Genomic DNA, 17,071 nt, shown 5'->3' on the forward strand with positions numbered 1-17,071 from the left:
GTGGCGTATCATACAAAGATACGCTACCTTTCTTTTTATTTTGCTCTTTTTTGCAATTCATTTACTGTTACGAACTGATAGCCCTTCTTAGATAAAGAATCTAAAATACCTTCAATCGTTTTTAAATTGTCATCAGACTCATCATACATAGAATGCAGTAAAATGATAGAACCTGGTTTTACATTTTTATTAACATATTTAATTTTATCAGCCGCAGATTTATAAAAAGTATCGGGCTCAAGATCCCATATAATCGTTTCAATATTATTTTTATTTAAATAATAGGGTAGTCCAATTAATTTTTTTCCGTTAGGCGGTCTAAAATCAATTTCGTCTGTAAATCCTGTTTGGCGGATTAATGAATTCGTTTTTTCTATTTCATCTTTAATAAAAGAAGGTGTTTTGAAAATCATTCTTTTATGAGAATATGTATGGTTTCCAAGCTGGTGCCCAGATTGCGCGATAGCTTCTCCTAATGATAGACTTTTCTCTAATTCATTTCCAATTAAAAAGAAAGTAGCTTTAGCGTTGTATTTATCTAGTAACGGTAATATTTGTTTTACATTGTTAGTAGGGCCATCATCAAAAGTTAAAGCGATCACTTTTTCATTTGTTTCTACGCGTTGTGTTAAATCTCCAAATAATTGAAAGCTTCTTGCGTTCATCAATTTGTATGTTCCGAATAATGCCGTGATAATAAAGAATAGTGTAACGATTGTAATGATAATTTTTTTCCTCATAACGTAACCTCACAATGATTTTTGATTCAATAAAAAGTATTATATCAAAATTAATTATTTATTGCTGAAAAAGTATGAAGATGCAAGGAGAGGGATTTTATCATATAATAAAATGCAAAAGGTATATTAGGAGGTGTTTATATGGCGATTATAATTCAATTGCCAGACACTGCAACGTCTCATGCAAAGCCAAGTATGGAAATGGCGATACTTTGCGTGAGGTAGACAAGTAATATACAATCGCCTATATGAGCTCGTATCATTTTTTATATTTGGCTTTGCACCTTATTGAAATGAACCATAAAAAATAAGGGGCGAGCAGAAATGAAATACGTAAAAGCTAATGCTGTTTTACCAGAGAGTTTAATTACTGAAATTCAAAAGTATATACAAGGTGAAACAATTTACATTCCGAAACAAGAAACGAAACATTATAAATGGGGTACACGATCTGGCGGAAGAAAACAACTAGATGAAAGAAATAAAGCAATTAAAGAAGCGTTTAAAAGTGGGATTGCTATTCATCAACTTGCAGAAGAATATTTTCTTTCTGGGGAAACGATTAAAAAGATTGTGTATTCTAAATAAGAGGAAAAGAGTCTGATTCATATATTACTTTGAATCAGACTCTTTTTGTTTTGTATTTATTGGATGTGAATGGACATGATAATAGCGACAATGTGCCATTTTTTACTAAATTGGATACATAACATTTGAGTGAAAAGCAGAAAGGTGAACATATATGAATCATCTTGGACAAATAACGATAGAACTTTTTGTTGGTTTTTTTGTTTTATTAATTGCTACTAAAATATTAGGGAAAACACAAATATCGCAGCTAACACCTTTTGATTTTATTTCTGCCATTGTACTCGGAGAATTGGTTGGAAATACGATATATGACCCTGAAGTGAAAGTCTGGTCCATTTTATATGCGGTACTAGTATGGACAGTATTAATTTACGCAATAGAAGTGATAACGCAAAAATATAGGGGGACAAGAAGGTTTTTTGAAGGATATCCTTCTATTATTATTCGTAATGGATATATTGACAGAGATCAATTAAAATCGAATCATTTGGATATAAACCAATTACAACAAATGCTTAGGCAACAAAAAGATATATTTTCAATCCGAGAAGTTGAATATATGATATTGGAACCTAATGGAAACATAAGCGTTCTGAAAAAAAGTAAATACGAATCTCCTACTATAAATGATTTAAGTTTAAAACATAAGCCTGTCTACTTACCAATTTCATTAATTAGTGATGGGAAAGTAGTTAAGGATAATTTGAGGGAAGCAGGATTTGATGAAGGGTGGCTTTATAAACAAATAAAGCAAAAAGGAATTACTAAATTTGAAGACGTATTATATGCGGAATGGAAAACAGATGATGGCTTCTTTTGTCAGGAAATGCAGCGGTAGAGAATAAGTGATGTATGTAATGTTTGTTTCTAAGTTATCTTTTACATATCAAAAAACGTAATCATTGTATACAATAAAACTAGATCAACAATTTGTATGGAGTGATAAAGATGGAAGCGTTTATTAGAAGTGATCAATATAATTTTATAAAATCACAAGCTTATATTTTAGCAAACGGGCATGCAACGGCAAACGATAGAGGTGTAATTCAAGCGTTAAAATCACTTGCGATCGAAAAGATAATACATGTATTTGAGAATTTAACCGATGAACAGAAAGAGTTAATTGATACGGTATTAACAGTTCAAAATAGAGAAGATGCAGAATCATTTTTAATGAAAATAAATCCGTATGTAATTCCGTTTCAAGAAGTTACAGCACAAACATTAAAAAAATTATTTCCTAAAGCAAAAAAGCTAAAACTTCCCGATATGGAAGAACTGGATATGAAAGAATTATCTTATTTAAGCTGGATTGACAAAGGATCAAGCAGGAAATTTATTATAGCGAAAAATGATAAAAATAAGTTTGTTGGTCTGCAAGGAACGTTCCAAAGTTTAAATAAAAAAAGTATTTGTTCATTATGTCATGGGCATGAAGAAGTAGGGATGTTTTTAGTTGAAATTAAAGGTGATGTACCAGGAACTTTCGTTAAAAAGGGAAACTACATTTGCAAAGATGGTGTAGCTTGCAATCAGAATATGAAATCGCTAGATAAATTGAACGATTTTATTGAACGCTTGAAGAAATAACGAGAAAACCTCTAGTATTTAAACTGGAGGTTTTTATTTTTGGAAGAAGTAAAATAAGCTTTCTTTGTAAATGTAGATTTATAATGAAATTTGATAAAAATATCTATTATGATACAGTTGCTTATATGCAAGGAGGTAAAACATGGATTACCTTTTATCGAGAGAAAAAGTGAAGCGATGGCCCAAAGATATGATAGCGGCGGGGCGTTGTCATACAGTTGGCCTGAAATCGGATGGCACGGTAGTAGCGGTGGGCCGGAATAAAGAAGGGGAATGTAATGTAAGTGGCTGGCGAGATATTGAAGCAGTCGCAGTGGGCAATGTTCATATGGCAACGAACACGGGTAATGCTCATACAATCGGTCTTACATGTGACAGTACTGCGGTAGCAGTGGGTTGGAATAAGCATGAACAATGTGATGTAAACGATTGGCATAAAATTGTAGCGGTTGCGGCAGGGTGGCGTCGTACTATTGGCCTGAAATCGGATGGCACGGTAGTAGCGGTGGGCCGAAATAAAGAAGGAGAATGCAATGTAAGCAGTTGGCAAGGTATTGTGGCAGTCACAGCGGGTGACTGGCATACAGTCGGTCTTAAATTGGACGACACATTGACGACTGTGGGGAATAATCGATATGGTCAATGCAATGTAAGTAGCTGGCGAGGTATTGTAGCGGTCAAGGCTGGGTATCTTCATACTGTTGGTCTTAAACGAGACGGTACGGTGACGGCAGTGGGGAATGATAAACATAACCAGTGTGATGTAAGTGGCTGGATAGATATTGTAGCAATAGCGGCTGGTACGAATCATACAATCGGACTAAAATCAGACGGTACCGTGGTGGCAGTGGGCTGGAATGAGTATGGTCAATGTAACGTAAGCGATTGGCGCGATATTGTAGCGATAGCGGCTGGTTGTGCACATACAGTCGGACTAAAATCAGACGGCACGGTGGTAGCGGTAGGTAATAATGAATTTGGCCAATGCGATGTAGGTAGCTGGCGCGACATTCGGTCGCCTGGCAAATAGTCAATTTACAATAAATGATTAGTAATATTATTCTATTTTAGGAGTAATTATGGAATAGGATATGTAGAAAATAATTAAACTTAAATCTACTGAATAAGAATCTCTTTTGAAAAGGGATTTTTATTATTTATCATAAAATGAGGGTCTAAATGGAATTTTTGAACAAACTATATTTCAAAATTACAGTAGAAGATATAAATAAAGTATAGAGGAGATAAAGGAATGCTTAAAAGGTTTTTACTTTCTTTACCGGATGTTTTACTTATATGTATCGTTCTCTACATAACGTACACAAATTCTTTTAGTTTTGGACAGATGTTAGTAATTTCAATTGCAATCGGAATTATTGGTGGTCTTGCTATTAGAATTTGTAAGGATGTATTCACGTATATAAGGTGGACAATTAAACAAAGAAAAACTTGAATATGTTTAATTGTTATTAGGAGGGAATGAAATGACTAAGAAAAAGAATAGCGTAAAAAACGAGATAGTACTTTGGTCACTAACAGCAATTGTTCTATTAATTGTATGGTACTTTTATCAAAAATAAAAATGCATCGTACTAAAAAAGCACGATGCGTTTTTATTATTTTTTTTGCCAATTTTCTTTAATAAAGTCTTCACGACCAGATTCCTTTTGCTCAGTAGCATATTTCTCTGGATTCTTTTTATAGAAATGTTGGTGGTATTCCTCTGCTGCGTAAAAAGGTGCAGCAGGACGAATTTCAGTCACGATTGGATCTTTAAACATACCGCTTTCTGTAAGAGCTTGTTTTGATTTTTCAGCAAGCCCTTTTTGTGTTTCGTTATGATAAAAAATAGCGGTACGATAAGATGGACCACGGTCAAAAAATTGTCCGCCATCATCAGTGGGATCGATTTGTGGCCAATATAAGTCTAGTAATTTCTGATAAGGAAAAATAGAAGGATCGAATGTAATTTGAACAACTTCTAAATGTCCAGATGTTCCAACTTTTACTTGTTCATATGTTGGGTTTTCTACATGACCTCCTGCATAGCCAGAAAGTACTTTATGAATACCAGGAAGTTCATCAAATGGTTTTACCATGCACCAAAAGCAACCGCCTGCGAAGGTTGCGAGTTCGTATGTTTTTTCGGACATTGCTGTAATCCTCCTAAATGTATATGTTTTATATAGTATTATATAAATTGTTTTATTGCGCAATAAAAAAGATTTGAAAATATATGTTTTTTATAAACAAGATCCTCCGCTCACATCAATTAATTGTCCAGTTACCCAGCGGCTGTCTGGAGAAGCAAGGAATGCAGCAGTATCGGCAATGTCTTCTACTTCACCTAAGCGATTGAAAGCGGAAATAGTAGTAGCGTACTGCTTCATCATCGGGTCGCTCAAGAGTTCTGCATTCATATCTGTTTTAATAAATCCTGGAAGTATTGCATTCACCGTTATTCCTCGTGCTCCAAGCTGTTTTGCTAGTGTAAAAGTCATTGTATTAATAGCGCCTTTCGTCATACTATATGCAACAAAATCAGGTAAAGAAATGCGGGTCGCAGCGGATGAAATATTAATAATTCGGCTATTGTCACGTAAACGTGGCAGTGCTTGTTGAATGATAAAGAATGGTGCTTTTGCATTTACTGAAAACATTCTATCAAAAAATTGTTCAGTCGTTTCTTCAATAAAAGCACCAGGACCAATGCCAGCATTGTTTATTAAAATATCAAATTGTGTTTCACCAGTGCGCTTTTGTAATTCAGTATCTAAAGCTTTATAAAGGTTTTCTACACCATGTAAGGATTCTAAATTTGCGCCGATAGAAAAAGCTTGGCCACCATTTGATTGAATTTCATGAACAGTTTCTTCAGCGTCATCTTTTCGATTACCGTAATGAACAGCAACCAATGCACCGTCATTTGCTAAACGTTTAGCGATCGCTCGTCCAATTCCTCGGCTTGCCCCTGTAACTAACGCTACTTTCCCTTTTAACATAGTTTTCTCATCTCCTCATAAATTTTTCTTTATGTAGTAGTGCAAACATACTTAAGCAATATATGAGTGTATGTAAGTAATTCATTCCAATTTTGATTTGAGAAAAAATAAATAGAATGAATTTAGATTTTTTTTGAAAAAACATGTTGACAAAGAAAAGAACAACGTCCTATAATACGTGTAACAAATAAAAGTTAATTAAAAATTTTCTAACTTTATATGTTGTATATGCAAAGAAGAGGAAAGTAGATGATTATGATCGTTTCAGAGAGCTACTCCAAGGCTGCGAGAGTAGTAACAATCAAATCATTGAAGATCACCTCGGAGCATCGCTTGCGAAAGGGAAACTGAGTAGAGGGCGGCGGCATCGTCTCCGGTAAAAGGACGGGGGTCTAATTGGACCTACGAAGCTTATATTTCGCGAGAAGTATAAGGAAGCTGAGTGGTAACGCGAAACTCTCGCCTCAGCAATCAAAGCTACTAAATTGTAGTAGTTGATTGCTGAGGCGAGAGTTTTTATTTTAGAAAATAGAATAAGAGAATGCGTGGAAGAGGAGAGTAAATGATAAAGATTGTTTCAGAGAGCTGCCCCGAGGCTGTGAGGGTGGTAACAATGCACTCATTGAAAATCACCTCGGAGCACTACTTTTGAAAATTAGTAAAAAGTAGCGGGTTTGTTCCCGATAGAAAAACAAAAGTCTAATTGGACTTGCAGAGCTTATATTTCGTGAGAAGTGTAAGGAAGCTGAGTGGTACCACGATTCCCTCGTCTCAGCAATGGATTGCTACAAGTATGTAAGTAATCGATTGTTGAGACGAGTATATTTTTAATATTTATATACTGAATATTCTGTTAAAAATACTCATCTCAGCAATCGATGTAGAAATAGATTGCAAAAAATAGAGAAAAAAAGAGGAGCGATGTGAGATGGGAAACCAGTACATTTACATGAATGGGGAATTTGTAGAAAAAGAAAAGGCAGTTGTTTCAGTATATGATCACGGCTTTTTATACGGAGACGGTGTATTTGAAGGGATTCGTAGTTACGGAGGAAATGTATTTTGTTTAAAAGAACATGTAAAACGATTATATGAATCGGCAAAATCTATTTTACTTACAGTCCCACTGACAGTTGACGAAATGGAAGAAGCAGTTTTACAAACGTTGCAAAAAAATGAGTATGCGGATGCTTACATTCGTTTAATTGTTTCACGAGGAAAAGGTGACTTAGGGCTCGACCCTAGAAGTTGTGTGAAACCGAGCGTTATTATCATTGCAGAACAATTAAAGTTATTCCCTCAGGAATTTTACGATAATGGATTAAGCGTTGTATCTGTTGCATCAAGACGTAATACGCCAGATGCATTAGATCCACGCATTAAGTCAATGAACTACTTAAATAACGTACTTGTAAAAATTGAAGCGGCACAAGCAGGAGTGTTAGAGGCTCTTATGTTAAATCAACAAGGATATGTTTGTGAAGGTTCTGGCGATAATGTTTTCGTTGTGAAAGATGGAAAAGTATTAACCCCACCATCCTATTTAGGAGCATTAGAAGGTATTACGAGAAATAGTGTTATCGAGCTATGTGAACGACTGAGTATTCCATGTGAGGAAAGACCATTCACTCGCCATGATGTATATGTAGCGGATGAAGTATTTTTAACAGGAACAGCAGCGGAGTTAATTCCAGTTGTAAAAGTTGATTCGAGAGAAATTGGAGATGGGAAACCAGGAAGTGTAACGAAACAATTGACCGAAGAATTTAAAAAATTAACGAGAGAAAGAGGAGTACGTGTTCCCGGGCTGACGGAAAGCTTAGCATAAATAAGGAGAGGAGTTAATTGAAATGAAGCAGCAGTATACAGCGTATGAGAAGTTACAGTGTGAAGAAATGACAGGCGCTGGGCACGTGATTCAATGTTTGAAGAAATTGGGTGTAACGACCGTTTTCGGCTATCCAGGCGGAGCGATCTTACCAGTATACGATGCGTTATACGAAAGTGGTTTGAAACATGTTTTAACTCGTCATGAACAAGCTGCCATTCATGCGGCTGAAGGATATGCGAGAGCTTCTGGAAAGGTCGGGGTAGTCTTTGCTACCTCTGGCCCAGGGGCGACAAATTTAGTTACCGGCTTAGCAGACGCTTATATGGATTCGATTCCTTTAGTTGTCATTACCGGCCAAGTTGCAACGCCTTTAATTGGTAAAGATGGATTTCAAGAAGCGGATGTTGTCGGAATTACAGTACCTGTTACGAAGCATAATTACCAAGTTCGTGATGTAAATCATGTATCACGAATTGTGCAAGAAGCTTTTTACATCGCCGAAAGCGGACGCCCGGGACCAGTATTAATCGATATTCCAAAAGATGTTCAAAATGCAAAAGTCACCAGTTTCTTTAATGAAGAAGTTGATATTCCGGGGTACAAACCAGAACTTGTACCAGACAGCATGAAACTTAGAGAGGTAGCTAAAGCAATTTCAAAATCAAAGCGTCCGCTTCTTTATATTGGGGGAGGTGTCATTCATTCAGGTGGATCCGATGAACTTTTTGAATTCGCAAGGGAGAACCGTATTCCAGTCGTTTCAACTTTAATGGGACTTGGTGCATATCCACCGGGAGATCCATTGTTTTTAGGGATGCTTGGTATGCATGGGACATACGCTGCTAATATGGCGGTAGCAGAATGTGATTTACTACTTGCATTAGGTGTTCGCTTCGATGATCGTGTAACAGGAAAATTAGAACTTTTTTCTCCGCACTCGAAAAAAGTACATATTGATATTGATCCTTCTGAGTTTCATAAAAATGTAACTGTAGAGCATCCCATTGTTGGTGATGTGAAAAAAGCGTTACACATGTTGTTACATATGTCTATTTATACACAAACAGACGAATGGCTTCAGAAAGTAAAGGCATGGAAAGAAGAATATCCACTTTCTTATAAGCAAAAAGAATCTGAGTTAAAACCACAGCATGTGATCAACTTAGTAAGTGAATTAACGAATGGTGAAGCGATTGTCACAACAGAAGTAGGACAGCATCAAATGTGGGCTGCTCACTTCTATAAAGCAAGAAAACCTCGGACGTTCCTTACCTCTGGAGGATTAGGAACAATGGGGTTTGGTTTTCCAGCAGCAATTGGTGCTCAGCTAGCTAAAAAAGAAGAACTTGTCATTTGTATTGCAGGTGATGCTTCTTTTCAAATGAACATTCAAGAACTACAAACAATTGCTGAAAATAACATCCCTGTAAAAGTATTTATCATAAATAACAAATTTTTAGGGATGGTAAGGCAATGGCAAGAAATGTTTTATGAAAATCGTTTATCAGAATCAAAAATTGGATCGCCAGATTTTGTGAAAGTGGCAGAAGCTTATGGAGTGAAGGGATTAAGAGCGACAAATTCAACAGAGGCGAAACAAGTGATGTTAGAAGCATTTGCTCATGAAGGTCCTGCCGTAGTTGATTTTTGTGTAGAAGAAGGTGAAAACGTATTTCCGATGGTTCCGCCAAACAAAGGGAATAACGAAATGATTATGAAGAGGTGGGAAGAATGAGTCATACTTTTTCACTCGTTATTCATAACGAGCCAAGCGTCTTATTACGTATAAGTGGGATTTTTGCTCGGCGTGGTTATTATATTTCTTCTTTACATTTAAATGAAAGAGATACAAGTGGTGTTTCTGAAATGAAACTCACAGCAGTTTGTACTGAAAATGAAGCGACATTACTTGTTAGTCAGTTGAAAAAATTAATTGATGTACTGCAAGTAAATAAATTATAAGGAGTGTATGGAATATGAAAACATATTATGAGAAAGATGCAAATGTAGAGTTATTACAAGGAAAAACTGTTGCAGTAGTTGGTTATGGATCACAAGGTCATGCGCAAGCACAAAATTTACGTGATTCTGGTGTAGAAGTTGTAGTTGGTGTTCGTCCTGGTAAGTCGTATGAAGTAGCGAAAGCAGATGGATTTGAAGTAATGTCTGTTTCAGAAGCGGTTCGAACCGCACAAGTTGTACAAATGTTATTGCCAGATGAACAGCAAGCTTATGTGTATAAAGCAGAGGTAGAAGAGAATCTTCGTGAAGGACAAATGTTACTTTTCTCACATGGATTTAATATTCACTTCGGACAAATTAACCCGCCAAGTTACGTAGATGTAGCGATGGTCGCGCCAAAAAGTCCAGGTCACCTCGTTCGTCGTGTATTTCAAGAAGGAAATGGTGTTCCGGCATTAGTGGCAGTACATCAAGATGCAACAGGAACAGCATTAAGTTTAGCTCTTGCGTATGCAAAAGGTGTAGGCTGTACACGTGCAGGCGTAATTGAAACGACATTCCAAGAAGAAACAGAGACGGATTTATTCGGAGAGCAAGCAGTGCTTTGCGGCGGGGTAACTGCGCTTGTGAAAGCTGGTTTTGAAACATTAACAGAAGGTGGATATCGACCTGAAATTGCATACTTTGAATGTTTGCATGAATTAAAGTTAATTGTTGATTTAATGTACGAAGGCGGTTTAACGAATATGCGCCATTCTATTTCAGATACGGCAGAGTTCGGAGATTATGTAACAGGATCGAGAATTGTTACAGATGAAACGAAGAAGGAAATGAAGCGTGTTTTGACAGAAATTCAGCAAGGTGAATTTGCGAAGAAATGGATTTTAGAAAATCAAGCAGGGCGTCCAACGTATAATGCGATGAAAAAAGCAGAGCGAAATCATCAGTTAGAAAAAGTAGGGGCAGAGCTTCGTGAAATGATGAGCTGGATTCATGCACCGAAAGAATTAGTGAAAAAATAGAGTAAGTGATTGTAAGTGAAAAATACGTAAGAGGGGATTTGACAAGATGAGAAGTGACATGATTAAAAAAGGTTTTGATAAAGCGCCGCACCGTAGTTTATTAAAAGCAACTGGTTTGAAAGATGAAGATTTTGATAAACCTTTCATAGCGATTTGTAATTCTTTTATTGAAATTATTCCAGGGCATAAGCACTTGAACGAGTTTGGGAAACTTGTAAAAGAGGCAGTTCGCGCGGCAGGTATGGTACCATTCGAATTCAATACGATTGGAGTTGACGATGGTATTGCGATGGGACATATCGGTATGCGTTATTCTCTTCCGAGTCGTGAAATTATTGCAGATTCAGTAGAAACGGTTGTAAATGCACACTGGTTTGACGGTATGATTTGTATCCCAAATTGTGACAAAATTACACCTGGTATGATGATGGCTGCACTACGTATTAACATTCCGACTGTGTTTGTTTCAGGCGGCCCGATGGCAGCAGGAAAAACATCTAAAGGAGAAGTTGTCGATTTAAGTTCTGTTTTTGAAGGAGTAGGAGCTTATCAATCTGGGAAAATTTCAGAAGAAGAATTAAAGGATATTGAAGATCATGGCTGTCCATCTTGTGGTTCTTGTTCCGGAATGTTTACGGCGAACTCTATGAACTGTTTATGTGAAGTGTTAGGTTTAGCTCTTCCTGGTAACGGGAGTATTTTAGCAATTGATCCAAGACGTGAAGAGTTAATTAAACAAGCAGCAGAGAAATTAAAAATTTTAATTGAAAGAGATATTAAACCAAGAGACATCGTAACGGAAGAAGCGATTGATGATGCGTTCGCGCTTGATATGGCAATGGGTGGATCAACGAATACAGTATTGCACACATTAGCTCTCGCACAAGAAGCGGGTTTAGATTACGATATGAATCGCATTGATGCCGTTTCAAGACGTGTACCACATTTATGTAAAGTAAGCCCTGCTTCCAATTGGCACATGGAAGATATTGATCGAGCGGGCGGGATTAGTGCAATTTTGAAAGAGATGAGCCGAAAAGAAGGGGTGCTTCATCTAGACCGAATAACGGCTACCGGGCAGACGTTAAGAGAAAACATTGCTCATGCAGAGATTAAAGATAAGGAAGTTATTCATTCTCTCGAAAACCCTCATAGTGAAGAAGGGGGATTACGTATATTAAAAGGAAACCTTGCGAAAGATGGAGCGGTTATTAAAAGCGGTGCAACAGAGGTAAAGCGTTTTGAAGGACCTTGCGTTATTTTTAATTCACAAGATGAGGCGCTTGCGGGCATTATGCTTGGAAAAGTGAAGAAAGGCGATGTAGTTGTTATTCGCTATGAAGGACCAAGAGGTGGCCCTGGTATGCCAGAGATGTTAGCGCCAACTTCAGCGATTGCTGGAATGGGATTAGGTGCAGATGTTGCGCTATTAACGGATGGTCGTTTCTCGGGTGCTTCACGTGGTATTTCAGTAGGACATATTTCACCAGAAGCAGCTGCGGGTGGAACGATTGCACTTCTTGAACAAGGGGATATTGTATGTATTGATGTTGAAGAACGCTTGCTAGAAGTAAGAGTTAGTGATGAAGAATTAGATAAGCGTAAAAAAGAATGGAAACGACCAGAAGCGAAAGTGAAAACTGGCTGGCTTGGACGTTATGCACAGATGGTAACATCGGCGAATACAGGTGCAGTTCTAAAAATCCCGGATTTTGATTGAGCCAATTTAAAAGAGATAAGGATGATATATAATGGTGCAGAAGGTAAAGGAGAGAGTGAAAATTGAAGATATCTTAATGGCTCATAATTGCATGAAAGATATCGTTATTAAAACACCGTTACAACGTGATACAGTTTTATCTGAGAAATATGATTGTGACGTTTATGTAAAACGAGAAGACTTACAATTGATTCGCTCTTTCAAAATTCGTGGTGCGTACAATTTAATTCAAAGTTTATCAAAAGAACAATTACAAAACGGTGTTGTATGCGCGAGCGCTGGTAATCATGCGCAAGGAGTTGCTTATACGTGTAATTTATTGAAGATTGCGTCAAAAATCTTCATGCCGACGACAACACCTAAACAAAAAGTATCACAAGTACAATTTTTCGGTGGTGATTTTGCGGAAATCGTATTAGTTGGTGATACATTTGATAGCTCTTTCCAAGAAGCACAGCGCTATTGTGAAGAAAATAGAATGACGTTCGTTCATCCGTTTGATGATCCGTATGTAGTTGCTGGTCAAGGGACAGTTGCAGTTGAAATTATGCATGATATGGAGAAATCGGTTGACTATATCTTTACGGCAATCGGCGGTGGTGGGTTAGCATCAGGTGTTGGTACATATGTGAAAGGTGTTAGTCCTGCTACAAAGGTTATTGGTGTAGAGCCGATGGGAGCTGCATCTATGAAAGAGGCTTTTCTTCAAAATGAAAATGTCGCATTAGAGAAAATAGATAGTTTTGTTGATGGAGCAGCTGTTAAAAAAGTAGGAAAGTTAACATTTGAAACTTGTAAAGATGTAATTGATGACATTGTTTTAGTACCAGAGGGAAAAGTTTGTACGACGATTTTAGAACTGTATAAGAAAAATGCAATTGTAGCTGAACCGGCTGGTGCACTATCTATTGCAGCGCTTGATTTATATAGAGATGAAATAAAGGGTAAAACAGTTGTATGCACGCTAAGTGGTGGAAATAACGATATTGATAGAATGCAAGAAATGAAAGAACGTTCGCTCATTTACGAAGGATTAAAACATTACTTCATTATTGAATTCCCGCAACGTTCAGGTGCGCTAAGAGAATTTCTTGATAAAGGATTAGGACCAGAAGATGATATTACGCGCTTTGAATACATTAAGAAACATAATAAAGAAAATGGTCCAGCGTTAGTCGGCGTAGAGTTGAAACATAAAGAAGATTATGAGCAATTAATTACTCGCTTTAAAGAAAATAATATTCAATTTATGGAGCTTAATAAAAATCCCATCTTGTTTGATTTACTTATTTAATAGAAGGAAAGGGATAACATACGGTTTTACTAGAAATAAAAAAGATAGATATAAGCAGTAGAAACGCTACTTGTATCTATCTTTTTATAGTTAAACTAAATATTTTCCATATTCAAGAAGGATAAAGCTAGTTAACCAAAAGAGTATCGCAATACGAATGATTACATACATAGTAAATTCAAAGGTAGTAAGTTTTCGTTTGCGTTTTATTTTTTTTAGAAGTCTAACAGAGAAAATTGAACATAAAAGTAGAACGGCTATAGATATTTTATAAATATTCTCTAACAAACTTACATTTTCTATTAAGTCTTTCAGCATGTTCATTACCTATTCTGTAATGTATGTTACAGAGAAATAGATCTTGAGCTGTCTAGTTTCGTTTGTTTTTTATTTTCCCTGTAGCATCAATTTCTACATCAGTTGAAATTGTTTGTAAATATTGAAGAGCTTTTTTCTTTTCTTCCTCATTTACAGGGGAAACTTGGTTGTTACGAATGATGTAAGGATTGAATGACATTTGTACATCCTTTCCTTTAAAAGTTAAAGTTAATACGCCAGTTTCGGCGCTTTTCCCACTCACATAACTTGGGAATAAAAAGTTACCTAATGAATAAGCGATAGGAACTTTATTATAATACTCAAATCCTTGTAACCAATGCGGGTGACTCCCGACAATCGCGTCAGCTCCTGCTTCAACCATTTTAGGTACATATTGTTTTTGGTATTCTACCGGACGATTTGATTTTTCAACGCCCCAATGCATATAGACGATTAAATAGTCTGCATCTTGTTTTTGCTCTTTAATTGTTTTTGTTACGAGATTTAAATCATATCCGTTTGCAACACCAGGTTTATTGTTACCAGCTACCCAGTTCGTATCAGGCATAAATCGAACGAAGGAAAGAAATTTGAACTTTTTCCCTTTTACAGTCATTTCTCGTGCTGTATATGCATCTTTTGCATTTTTTCCGGCTCCGATATAAGGGAATTTTAATTTTTCTACGTGAGAAATCGTGTCTAATAATCCATCTTGCCCATAATCAAGTGTATGGTTATTTCCGATATTTACGATGTCATATCCAGTGTTTTTTATAGCTTGTAGCGTGGATGGATCACTTTTAATCCAAAACAGTTGTCCAGGAGCTTTCTTTTCTCTCGTTGTAAATGCTGACTCTAAATTAACGAAAGAAATATCAGCTTTTGTTATTTCTTCTTTTACATGTTGGAATGGATAATCAGCCCCATTTTTTTCGATTACAGGACGTAATTGCCAATCGAACATTGTATCACCAGAGAAAGTGAGTGTAATTTCCGGGTCTTCTATTTTCTTTTCACTTGTTGAAGCGGTTTTACTAGATTTGTTTTGCAAATCGGGTTTGTCTTTCGCTTTTGAAGTAAAAGAGTAGTTAATTAATAAAACAATTGGTGTAATGCAAAAGGCTATTAACAGAAATCGTTTTAGTAAAGTTTTCATAAATACCGTCCCTTTTGAATTTATACCGCAATTTGTGGGCAATAAAACTCACGTTAATTAAAGTTTCACATTATGTATTACTACAAAAAAAATTGCGGTTTATGTTGTGGAAAACATTTGTTAATATTCTTAATATTAAGTTAACATATAGATAACCTGTAAATCAATGTATAAACCAAAATATAGAAATAAAGAATTCGAAGGGTGAAGAATAAGAAATGGTTATATTAGGAGCAGTTGTAAATGGGATTTGTATTATATTTGGTACTTTACTAGGTAAATTATTTAGTAGGATTCCAGAAAGTATGAAGGGAACAATTATGCATGCAATCGGTTTAGCGGTTACTGTGCTTGGGCTTCAAATGGCATTGAAAAGTGAAAATTTTCTTGTTGTCATACTAAGTTTAGTGATTGGTACCGTCATCGGGGAATGGCTACAATTAGAGAGAAAGTTAAAACATTTAGGGGATTGGCTAGAAAATAAAGTTGGATCAAAAGGGAAAGGGAGCATATCAGAAGGCTTTGTAACTGCTACTTTAATTTTTGCAATAGGTGCGATGGGCATACTTGGTGCACTCGACAGCGGGATTCGTGGCAATCATGATATTTTATTTACAAAGGCGATTATCGATGGATTTATTTCTATTATATTAACGACAACTTTAGGAATTGGTGTAGTATTTTCGGCGATTCCAGTTATTTTATACGAAGGAGGGATTGCGGTTTTTGCAACACAAATTAATAGTTTGGTCCCGAAAGAATTAATGAATCAATTTATAGTGGAAATGACAGCTACAGGTGGTATTATGATAGCCGCTATTGGATTGAACTTACTTGGTGTTATTAAAATTAAGGTGGCAAATTTATTGCCAGGTATATTGGTAGTTGGAATAATCGTTTCACTTATTTATGGTTACGGTTTACTAGTAAAGTAATAGAGGATGGAGATACATATGGAGGAGTATAAATTTACAAAACGTGTTCATAACATATTGAAGATTGCAGCAGAAGAGGCAGAAAGTAATATCATTCAACCAGCTCATCTGTTTATCGGTATGTGTAAAGAAGGTACTGGAGTTTGTAGCGAGTTGTATATGTATTTGTTCCGTAAAGTGGGGATAGAGTTTTCAGAAAAACTTTCAATACGAAAACAATACGACTCACCGTATCAAGAGTATGAAAAAATAGGACAATATAAGGTATCTTATAAGGTGCTAGAAATTTTACAAATAGCGAAGAAACGTATGGAACGTTTCCAGCAAGTAATAATGAATGAAGGACATGTTATATATGCACTATTTCATGTAGATACGTTTATTGGAAATGTACAAATAAAAAAAGATATATTACGTATTATAGCTGAGCCAAGAGATTTAGCGGTCGATCTAAAATGTTTTGTTCCTACTTATAATCATTTAATTTGTACTGTTAGAAAGGCTAGCCCTTCTGATTTTGAAAAATTAGCAAGTTTTGTTAAAGAGGAATTTGGTGAACGTTGGTTACATTCAATAGAGTATGGATTTCGTACATATAAAGATAATTTACCTATTTATATAGCAGAACAAGAAGAAGTGATAGTAGGTTTCGCTTGTTATGATGTAGTGAGAGGAAAGAAGGGATTGTTTGGTCCAATGGGCACAGCGAAAAAAAATCGTGTGAATGGTGTAGGGAAGCAATTGTTATATCGTTGTTTACATAGTATGAAGAAAGAAGGATATGAATACGCAATTATTGGACAAGCAGGTCCGGTTGAGTTTTATGAGCGATGTTGTAATGCACGTTTAATACCGGTAGAGAGTAATTAACCAACTCCATATATGGGAGTTGGTTTTTTTATGAAAATAA

Annotated in this window: 18 protein-coding genes and 2 other annotated features; of the genes, 13 read left to right on the plus strand and 5 right to left on the minus strand. The window is 36.1% G+C overall.

Annotation, left to right across the window (positions count from 1 at the left end; genetic code table 11):
• Positions 1-35: 35 nt before the first annotated feature.
• Positions 36-740 (minus strand): polysaccharide deacetylase family protein, encoded by a 705-nt coding sequence (locus DOS87_RS09090; RefSeq protein ID WP_001227581.1) that lies wholly within the window; start codon positions 738-740, stop codon positions 36-38.
• Positions 741-1,064: 324 nt separating this feature from the next.
• Between DOS87_RS09090 and DOS87_RS09095 the strand changes: the two genes are divergently transcribed.
• From DOS87_RS09095 to DOS87_RS09115, 5 genes are all read left to right on the plus strand, one after another.
• Positions 1,065-1,328 carry a CD3324 family protein gene (locus DOS87_RS09095; protein ID WP_000878325.1) on the plus strand — a complete coding sequence of 88 codons (264 nt, stop codon included), beginning with the start codon at positions 1,065-1,067 and terminating at the stop codon, positions 1,326-1,328.
• 154 nt (positions 1,329-1,482) lie between these two features.
• Positions 1,483-2,169: a DUF421 domain-containing protein gene (locus DOS87_RS09100; RefSeq protein ID WP_001015971.1), complete on the plus strand. Its 687-nt coding sequence runs from the start codon at positions 1,483-1,485 to the stop codon at positions 2,167-2,169.
• A gap of 110 nt (positions 2,170-2,279) precedes the next feature.
• On the plus strand, positions 2,280-2,921 hold the full coding sequence (locus DOS87_RS09105; RefSeq protein WP_000387067.1) for a FusB/FusC family EF-G-binding protein: 642 nt from the start codon (positions 2,280-2,282) through the stop codon (positions 2,919-2,921).
• Positions 2,922-3,063: 142 nt separating this feature from the next.
• Positions 3,064-3,951 (plus strand): RCC1 domain-containing protein, encoded by an 888-nt coding sequence (locus DOS87_RS09110; RefSeq protein ID WP_208730241.1) that lies wholly within the window; start codon positions 3,064-3,066, stop codon positions 3,949-3,951.
• A gap of 222 nt (positions 3,952-4,173) precedes the next feature.
• Positions 4,174-4,374: a hypothetical protein gene (locus DOS87_RS09115; protein ID WP_000919319.1), complete on the plus strand. Its 201-nt coding sequence runs from the start codon at positions 4,174-4,176 to the stop codon at positions 4,372-4,374.
• Positions 4,375-4,537: 163 nt separating this feature from the next.
• On the opposite strand, the gene msrA is transcribed toward DOS87_RS09115, so the two are convergent.
• Positions 4,538-5,074, minus strand: a complete 537-nt coding sequence (msrA, locus tag DOS87_RS09120; RefSeq protein WP_001291896.1) for a peptide-methionine (S)-S-oxide reductase MsrA — start codon at positions 5,072-5,074, stop codon at positions 4,538-4,540.
• A gap of 90 nt (positions 5,075-5,164) precedes the next feature.
• Positions 5,165-5,923: an SDR family oxidoreductase gene (locus DOS87_RS09125; RefSeq protein ID WP_000911802.1), complete on the minus strand. Its 759-nt coding sequence runs from the start codon at positions 5,921-5,923 to the stop codon at positions 5,165-5,167.
• A 224-nt stretch (positions 5,924-6,147) separates the two neighbouring features.
• Positions 6,148-6,393, plus strand: a binding site (T-box leader).
• A 67-nt stretch (positions 6,394-6,460) separates the two neighbouring features.
• Positions 6,461-6,700 (plus strand) — a binding site (T-box leader).
• A gap of 151 nt (positions 6,701-6,851) precedes the next feature.
• On the opposite strand from DOS87_RS09125, the gene ilvE reads away from it, so the two are divergent.
• From ilvE to ilvA, 6 genes are read left to right on the plus strand one after another with little or no spacing between them, the layout of a single operon-like run.
• Entirely contained in the window at positions 6,852-7,751 is a 900-nt protein-coding gene (gene ilvE, locus DOS87_RS09130) for a branched-chain-amino-acid transaminase (RefSeq protein WP_000528163.1), read from the plus strand.
• 22 nt (positions 7,752-7,773) lie between these two features.
• Complete coding sequence (gene ilvB, locus DOS87_RS09135; RefSeq protein ID WP_098578043.1) at positions 7,774-9,489, plus strand: acetolactate synthase large subunit; 1,716 nt, start codon at positions 7,774-7,776, stop codon at positions 9,487-9,489.
• Complete coding sequence (locus DOS87_RS09140) at positions 9,486-9,716, plus strand: ACT domain-containing protein (protein ID WP_000019916.1); 231 nt, start codon at positions 9,486-9,488, stop codon at positions 9,714-9,716. Before ilvB ends, DOS87_RS09140 begins: the two co-directional genes overlap by 4 nt.
• Before the next feature lie 14 nt (positions 9,717-9,730).
• Positions 9,731-10,738 carry a ketol-acid reductoisomerase gene (ilvC, locus tag DOS87_RS09145; protein ID WP_000861150.1) on the plus strand — a complete coding sequence of 336 codons (1,008 nt, stop codon included), beginning with the start codon at positions 9,731-9,733 and terminating at the stop codon, positions 10,736-10,738.
• Positions 10,739-10,784: 46 nt separating this feature from the next.
• On the plus strand, positions 10,785-12,458 hold the full coding sequence (gene ilvD / locus DOS87_RS09150; protein WP_001255822.1) for a dihydroxy-acid dehydratase: 1,674 nt from the start codon (positions 10,785-10,787) through the stop codon (positions 12,456-12,458).
• A gap of 31 nt (positions 12,459-12,489) precedes the next feature.
• Complete coding sequence (ilvA, locus tag DOS87_RS09155; RefSeq protein ID WP_000250342.1) at positions 12,490-13,752, plus strand: threonine ammonia-lyase IlvA; 1,263 nt, start codon at positions 12,490-12,492, stop codon at positions 13,750-13,752.
• A 90-nt stretch (positions 13,753-13,842) separates the two neighbouring features.
• On the opposite strand, the gene DOS87_RS09160 is transcribed toward ilvA, so the two are convergent.
• The gene (locus tag DOS87_RS09160) at positions 13,843-14,070 is read right to left on the minus strand and encodes a hypothetical protein (protein WP_098424570.1); all 228 of its coding nucleotides are present in this window, start codon (positions 14,068-14,070) and stop codon (positions 13,843-13,845) included.
• Between the two features lie 52 nt (positions 14,071-14,122).
• Entirely contained in the window at positions 14,123-15,226 is a 1,104-nt protein-coding gene (locus DOS87_RS09165; RefSeq protein WP_000854495.1) for a CapA family protein, read from the minus strand.
• Positions 15,227-15,444: 218 nt separating this feature from the next.
• Here DOS87_RS09165 and DOS87_RS09170 point away from each other — a divergent pair, with 218 nt between their 5' ends.
• Both DOS87_RS09170 and DOS87_RS09175 read left to right on the plus strand, forming a co-directional pair.
• Positions 15,445-16,161 (plus strand): DUF554 domain-containing protein, encoded by a 717-nt coding sequence (locus DOS87_RS09170; RefSeq protein WP_000236049.1) that lies wholly within the window; start codon positions 15,445-15,447, stop codon positions 16,159-16,161.
• Positions 16,162-16,179: 18 nt separating this feature from the next.
• The gene (locus DOS87_RS09175) at positions 16,180-17,031 is read left to right on the plus strand and encodes a GNAT family N-acetyltransferase (RefSeq protein WP_000393444.1); all 852 of its coding nucleotides are present in this window, start codon (positions 16,180-16,182) and stop codon (positions 17,029-17,031) included.
• The last annotated feature ends 40 nt before the right edge of the window (positions 17,032-17,071 follow it).

Origin of the sequence: Bacillus sp. CR71 (assembly GCF_003429245.1) — a bacterium.
In the GTDB taxonomy this organism is placed as follows: Bacteria; Bacillota; Bacilli; order Bacillales; family Bacillaceae_G; genus Bacillus_A; species Bacillus_A thuringiensis_S.

What these genes read in the sequence shown, in the direction of transcription:
- DOS87_RS09090 (WP_001227581.1), bottom strand. Translation starts at nt 740, where the DNA reads ATGAGGAAAAAAATTATCATTACAATCGTTACACTATTCTTTATTATC.
- DOS87_RS09095 (WP_000878325.1), top strand. Translation starts at nt 1,065, where the DNA reads ATGAAATACGTAAAAGCTAATGCTGTTTTACCAGAGAGTTTAATTACT.
- DOS87_RS09100 (WP_001015971.1), top strand. Translation starts at nt 1,483, where the DNA reads ATGAATCATCTTGGACAAATAACGATAGAACTTTTTGTTGGTTTTTTT.
- DOS87_RS09105 (WP_000387067.1), top strand. Translation starts at nt 2,280, where the DNA reads ATGGAAGCGTTTATTAGAAGTGATCAATATAATTTTATAAAATCACAA.
- DOS87_RS09110 (WP_208730241.1), top strand. Translation starts at nt 3,064, where the DNA reads ATGGATTACCTTTTATCGAGAGAAAAAGTGAAGCGATGGCCCAAAGAT.
- DOS87_RS09115 (WP_000919319.1), top strand. Translation starts at nt 4,174, where the DNA reads ATGCTTAAAAGGTTTTTACTTTCTTTACCGGATGTTTTACTTATATGT.
- msrA (WP_001291896.1), bottom strand. Translation starts at nt 5,074, where the DNA reads ATGTCCGAAAAAACATACGAACTCGCAACCTTCGCAGGCGGTTGCTTT.
- DOS87_RS09125 (WP_000911802.1), bottom strand. Translation starts at nt 5,923, where the DNA reads ATGTTAAAAGGGAAAGTAGCGTTAGTTACAGGGGCAAGCCGAGGAATT.
- ilvE (WP_000528163.1), top strand. Translation starts at nt 6,852, where the DNA reads ATGGGAAACCAGTACATTTACATGAATGGGGAATTTGTAGAAAAAGAA.
- ilvB (WP_098578043.1), top strand. Translation starts at nt 7,774, where the DNA reads ATGAAGCAGCAGTATACAGCGTATGAGAAGTTACAGTGTGAAGAAATG.
- DOS87_RS09140 (WP_000019916.1), top strand. Translation starts at nt 9,486, where the DNA reads ATGAGTCATACTTTTTCACTCGTTATTCATAACGAGCCAAGCGTCTTA.
- ilvC (WP_000861150.1), top strand. Translation starts at nt 9,731, where the DNA reads ATGAAAACATATTATGAGAAAGATGCAAATGTAGAGTTATTACAAGGA.
- ilvD (WP_001255822.1), top strand. Translation starts at nt 10,785, where the DNA reads ATGAGAAGTGACATGATTAAAAAAGGTTTTGATAAAGCGCCGCACCGT.
- ilvA (WP_000250342.1), top strand. Translation starts at nt 12,490, where the DNA reads ATGGTGCAGAAGGTAAAGGAGAGAGTGAAAATTGAAGATATCTTAATG.
- DOS87_RS09160 (WP_098424570.1), bottom strand. Translation starts at nt 14,070, where the DNA reads ATGCTGAAAGACTTAATAGAAAATGTAAGTTTGTTAGAGAATATTTAT.
- DOS87_RS09165 (WP_000854495.1), bottom strand. Translation starts at nt 15,226, where the DNA reads ATGAAAACTTTACTAAAACGATTTCTGTTAATAGCCTTTTGCATTACA.
- DOS87_RS09170 (WP_000236049.1), top strand. Translation starts at nt 15,445, where the DNA reads ATGGTTATATTAGGAGCAGTTGTAAATGGGATTTGTATTATATTTGGT.
- DOS87_RS09175 (WP_000393444.1), top strand. Translation starts at nt 16,180, where the DNA reads ATGGAGGAGTATAAATTTACAAAACGTGTTCATAACATATTGAAGATT.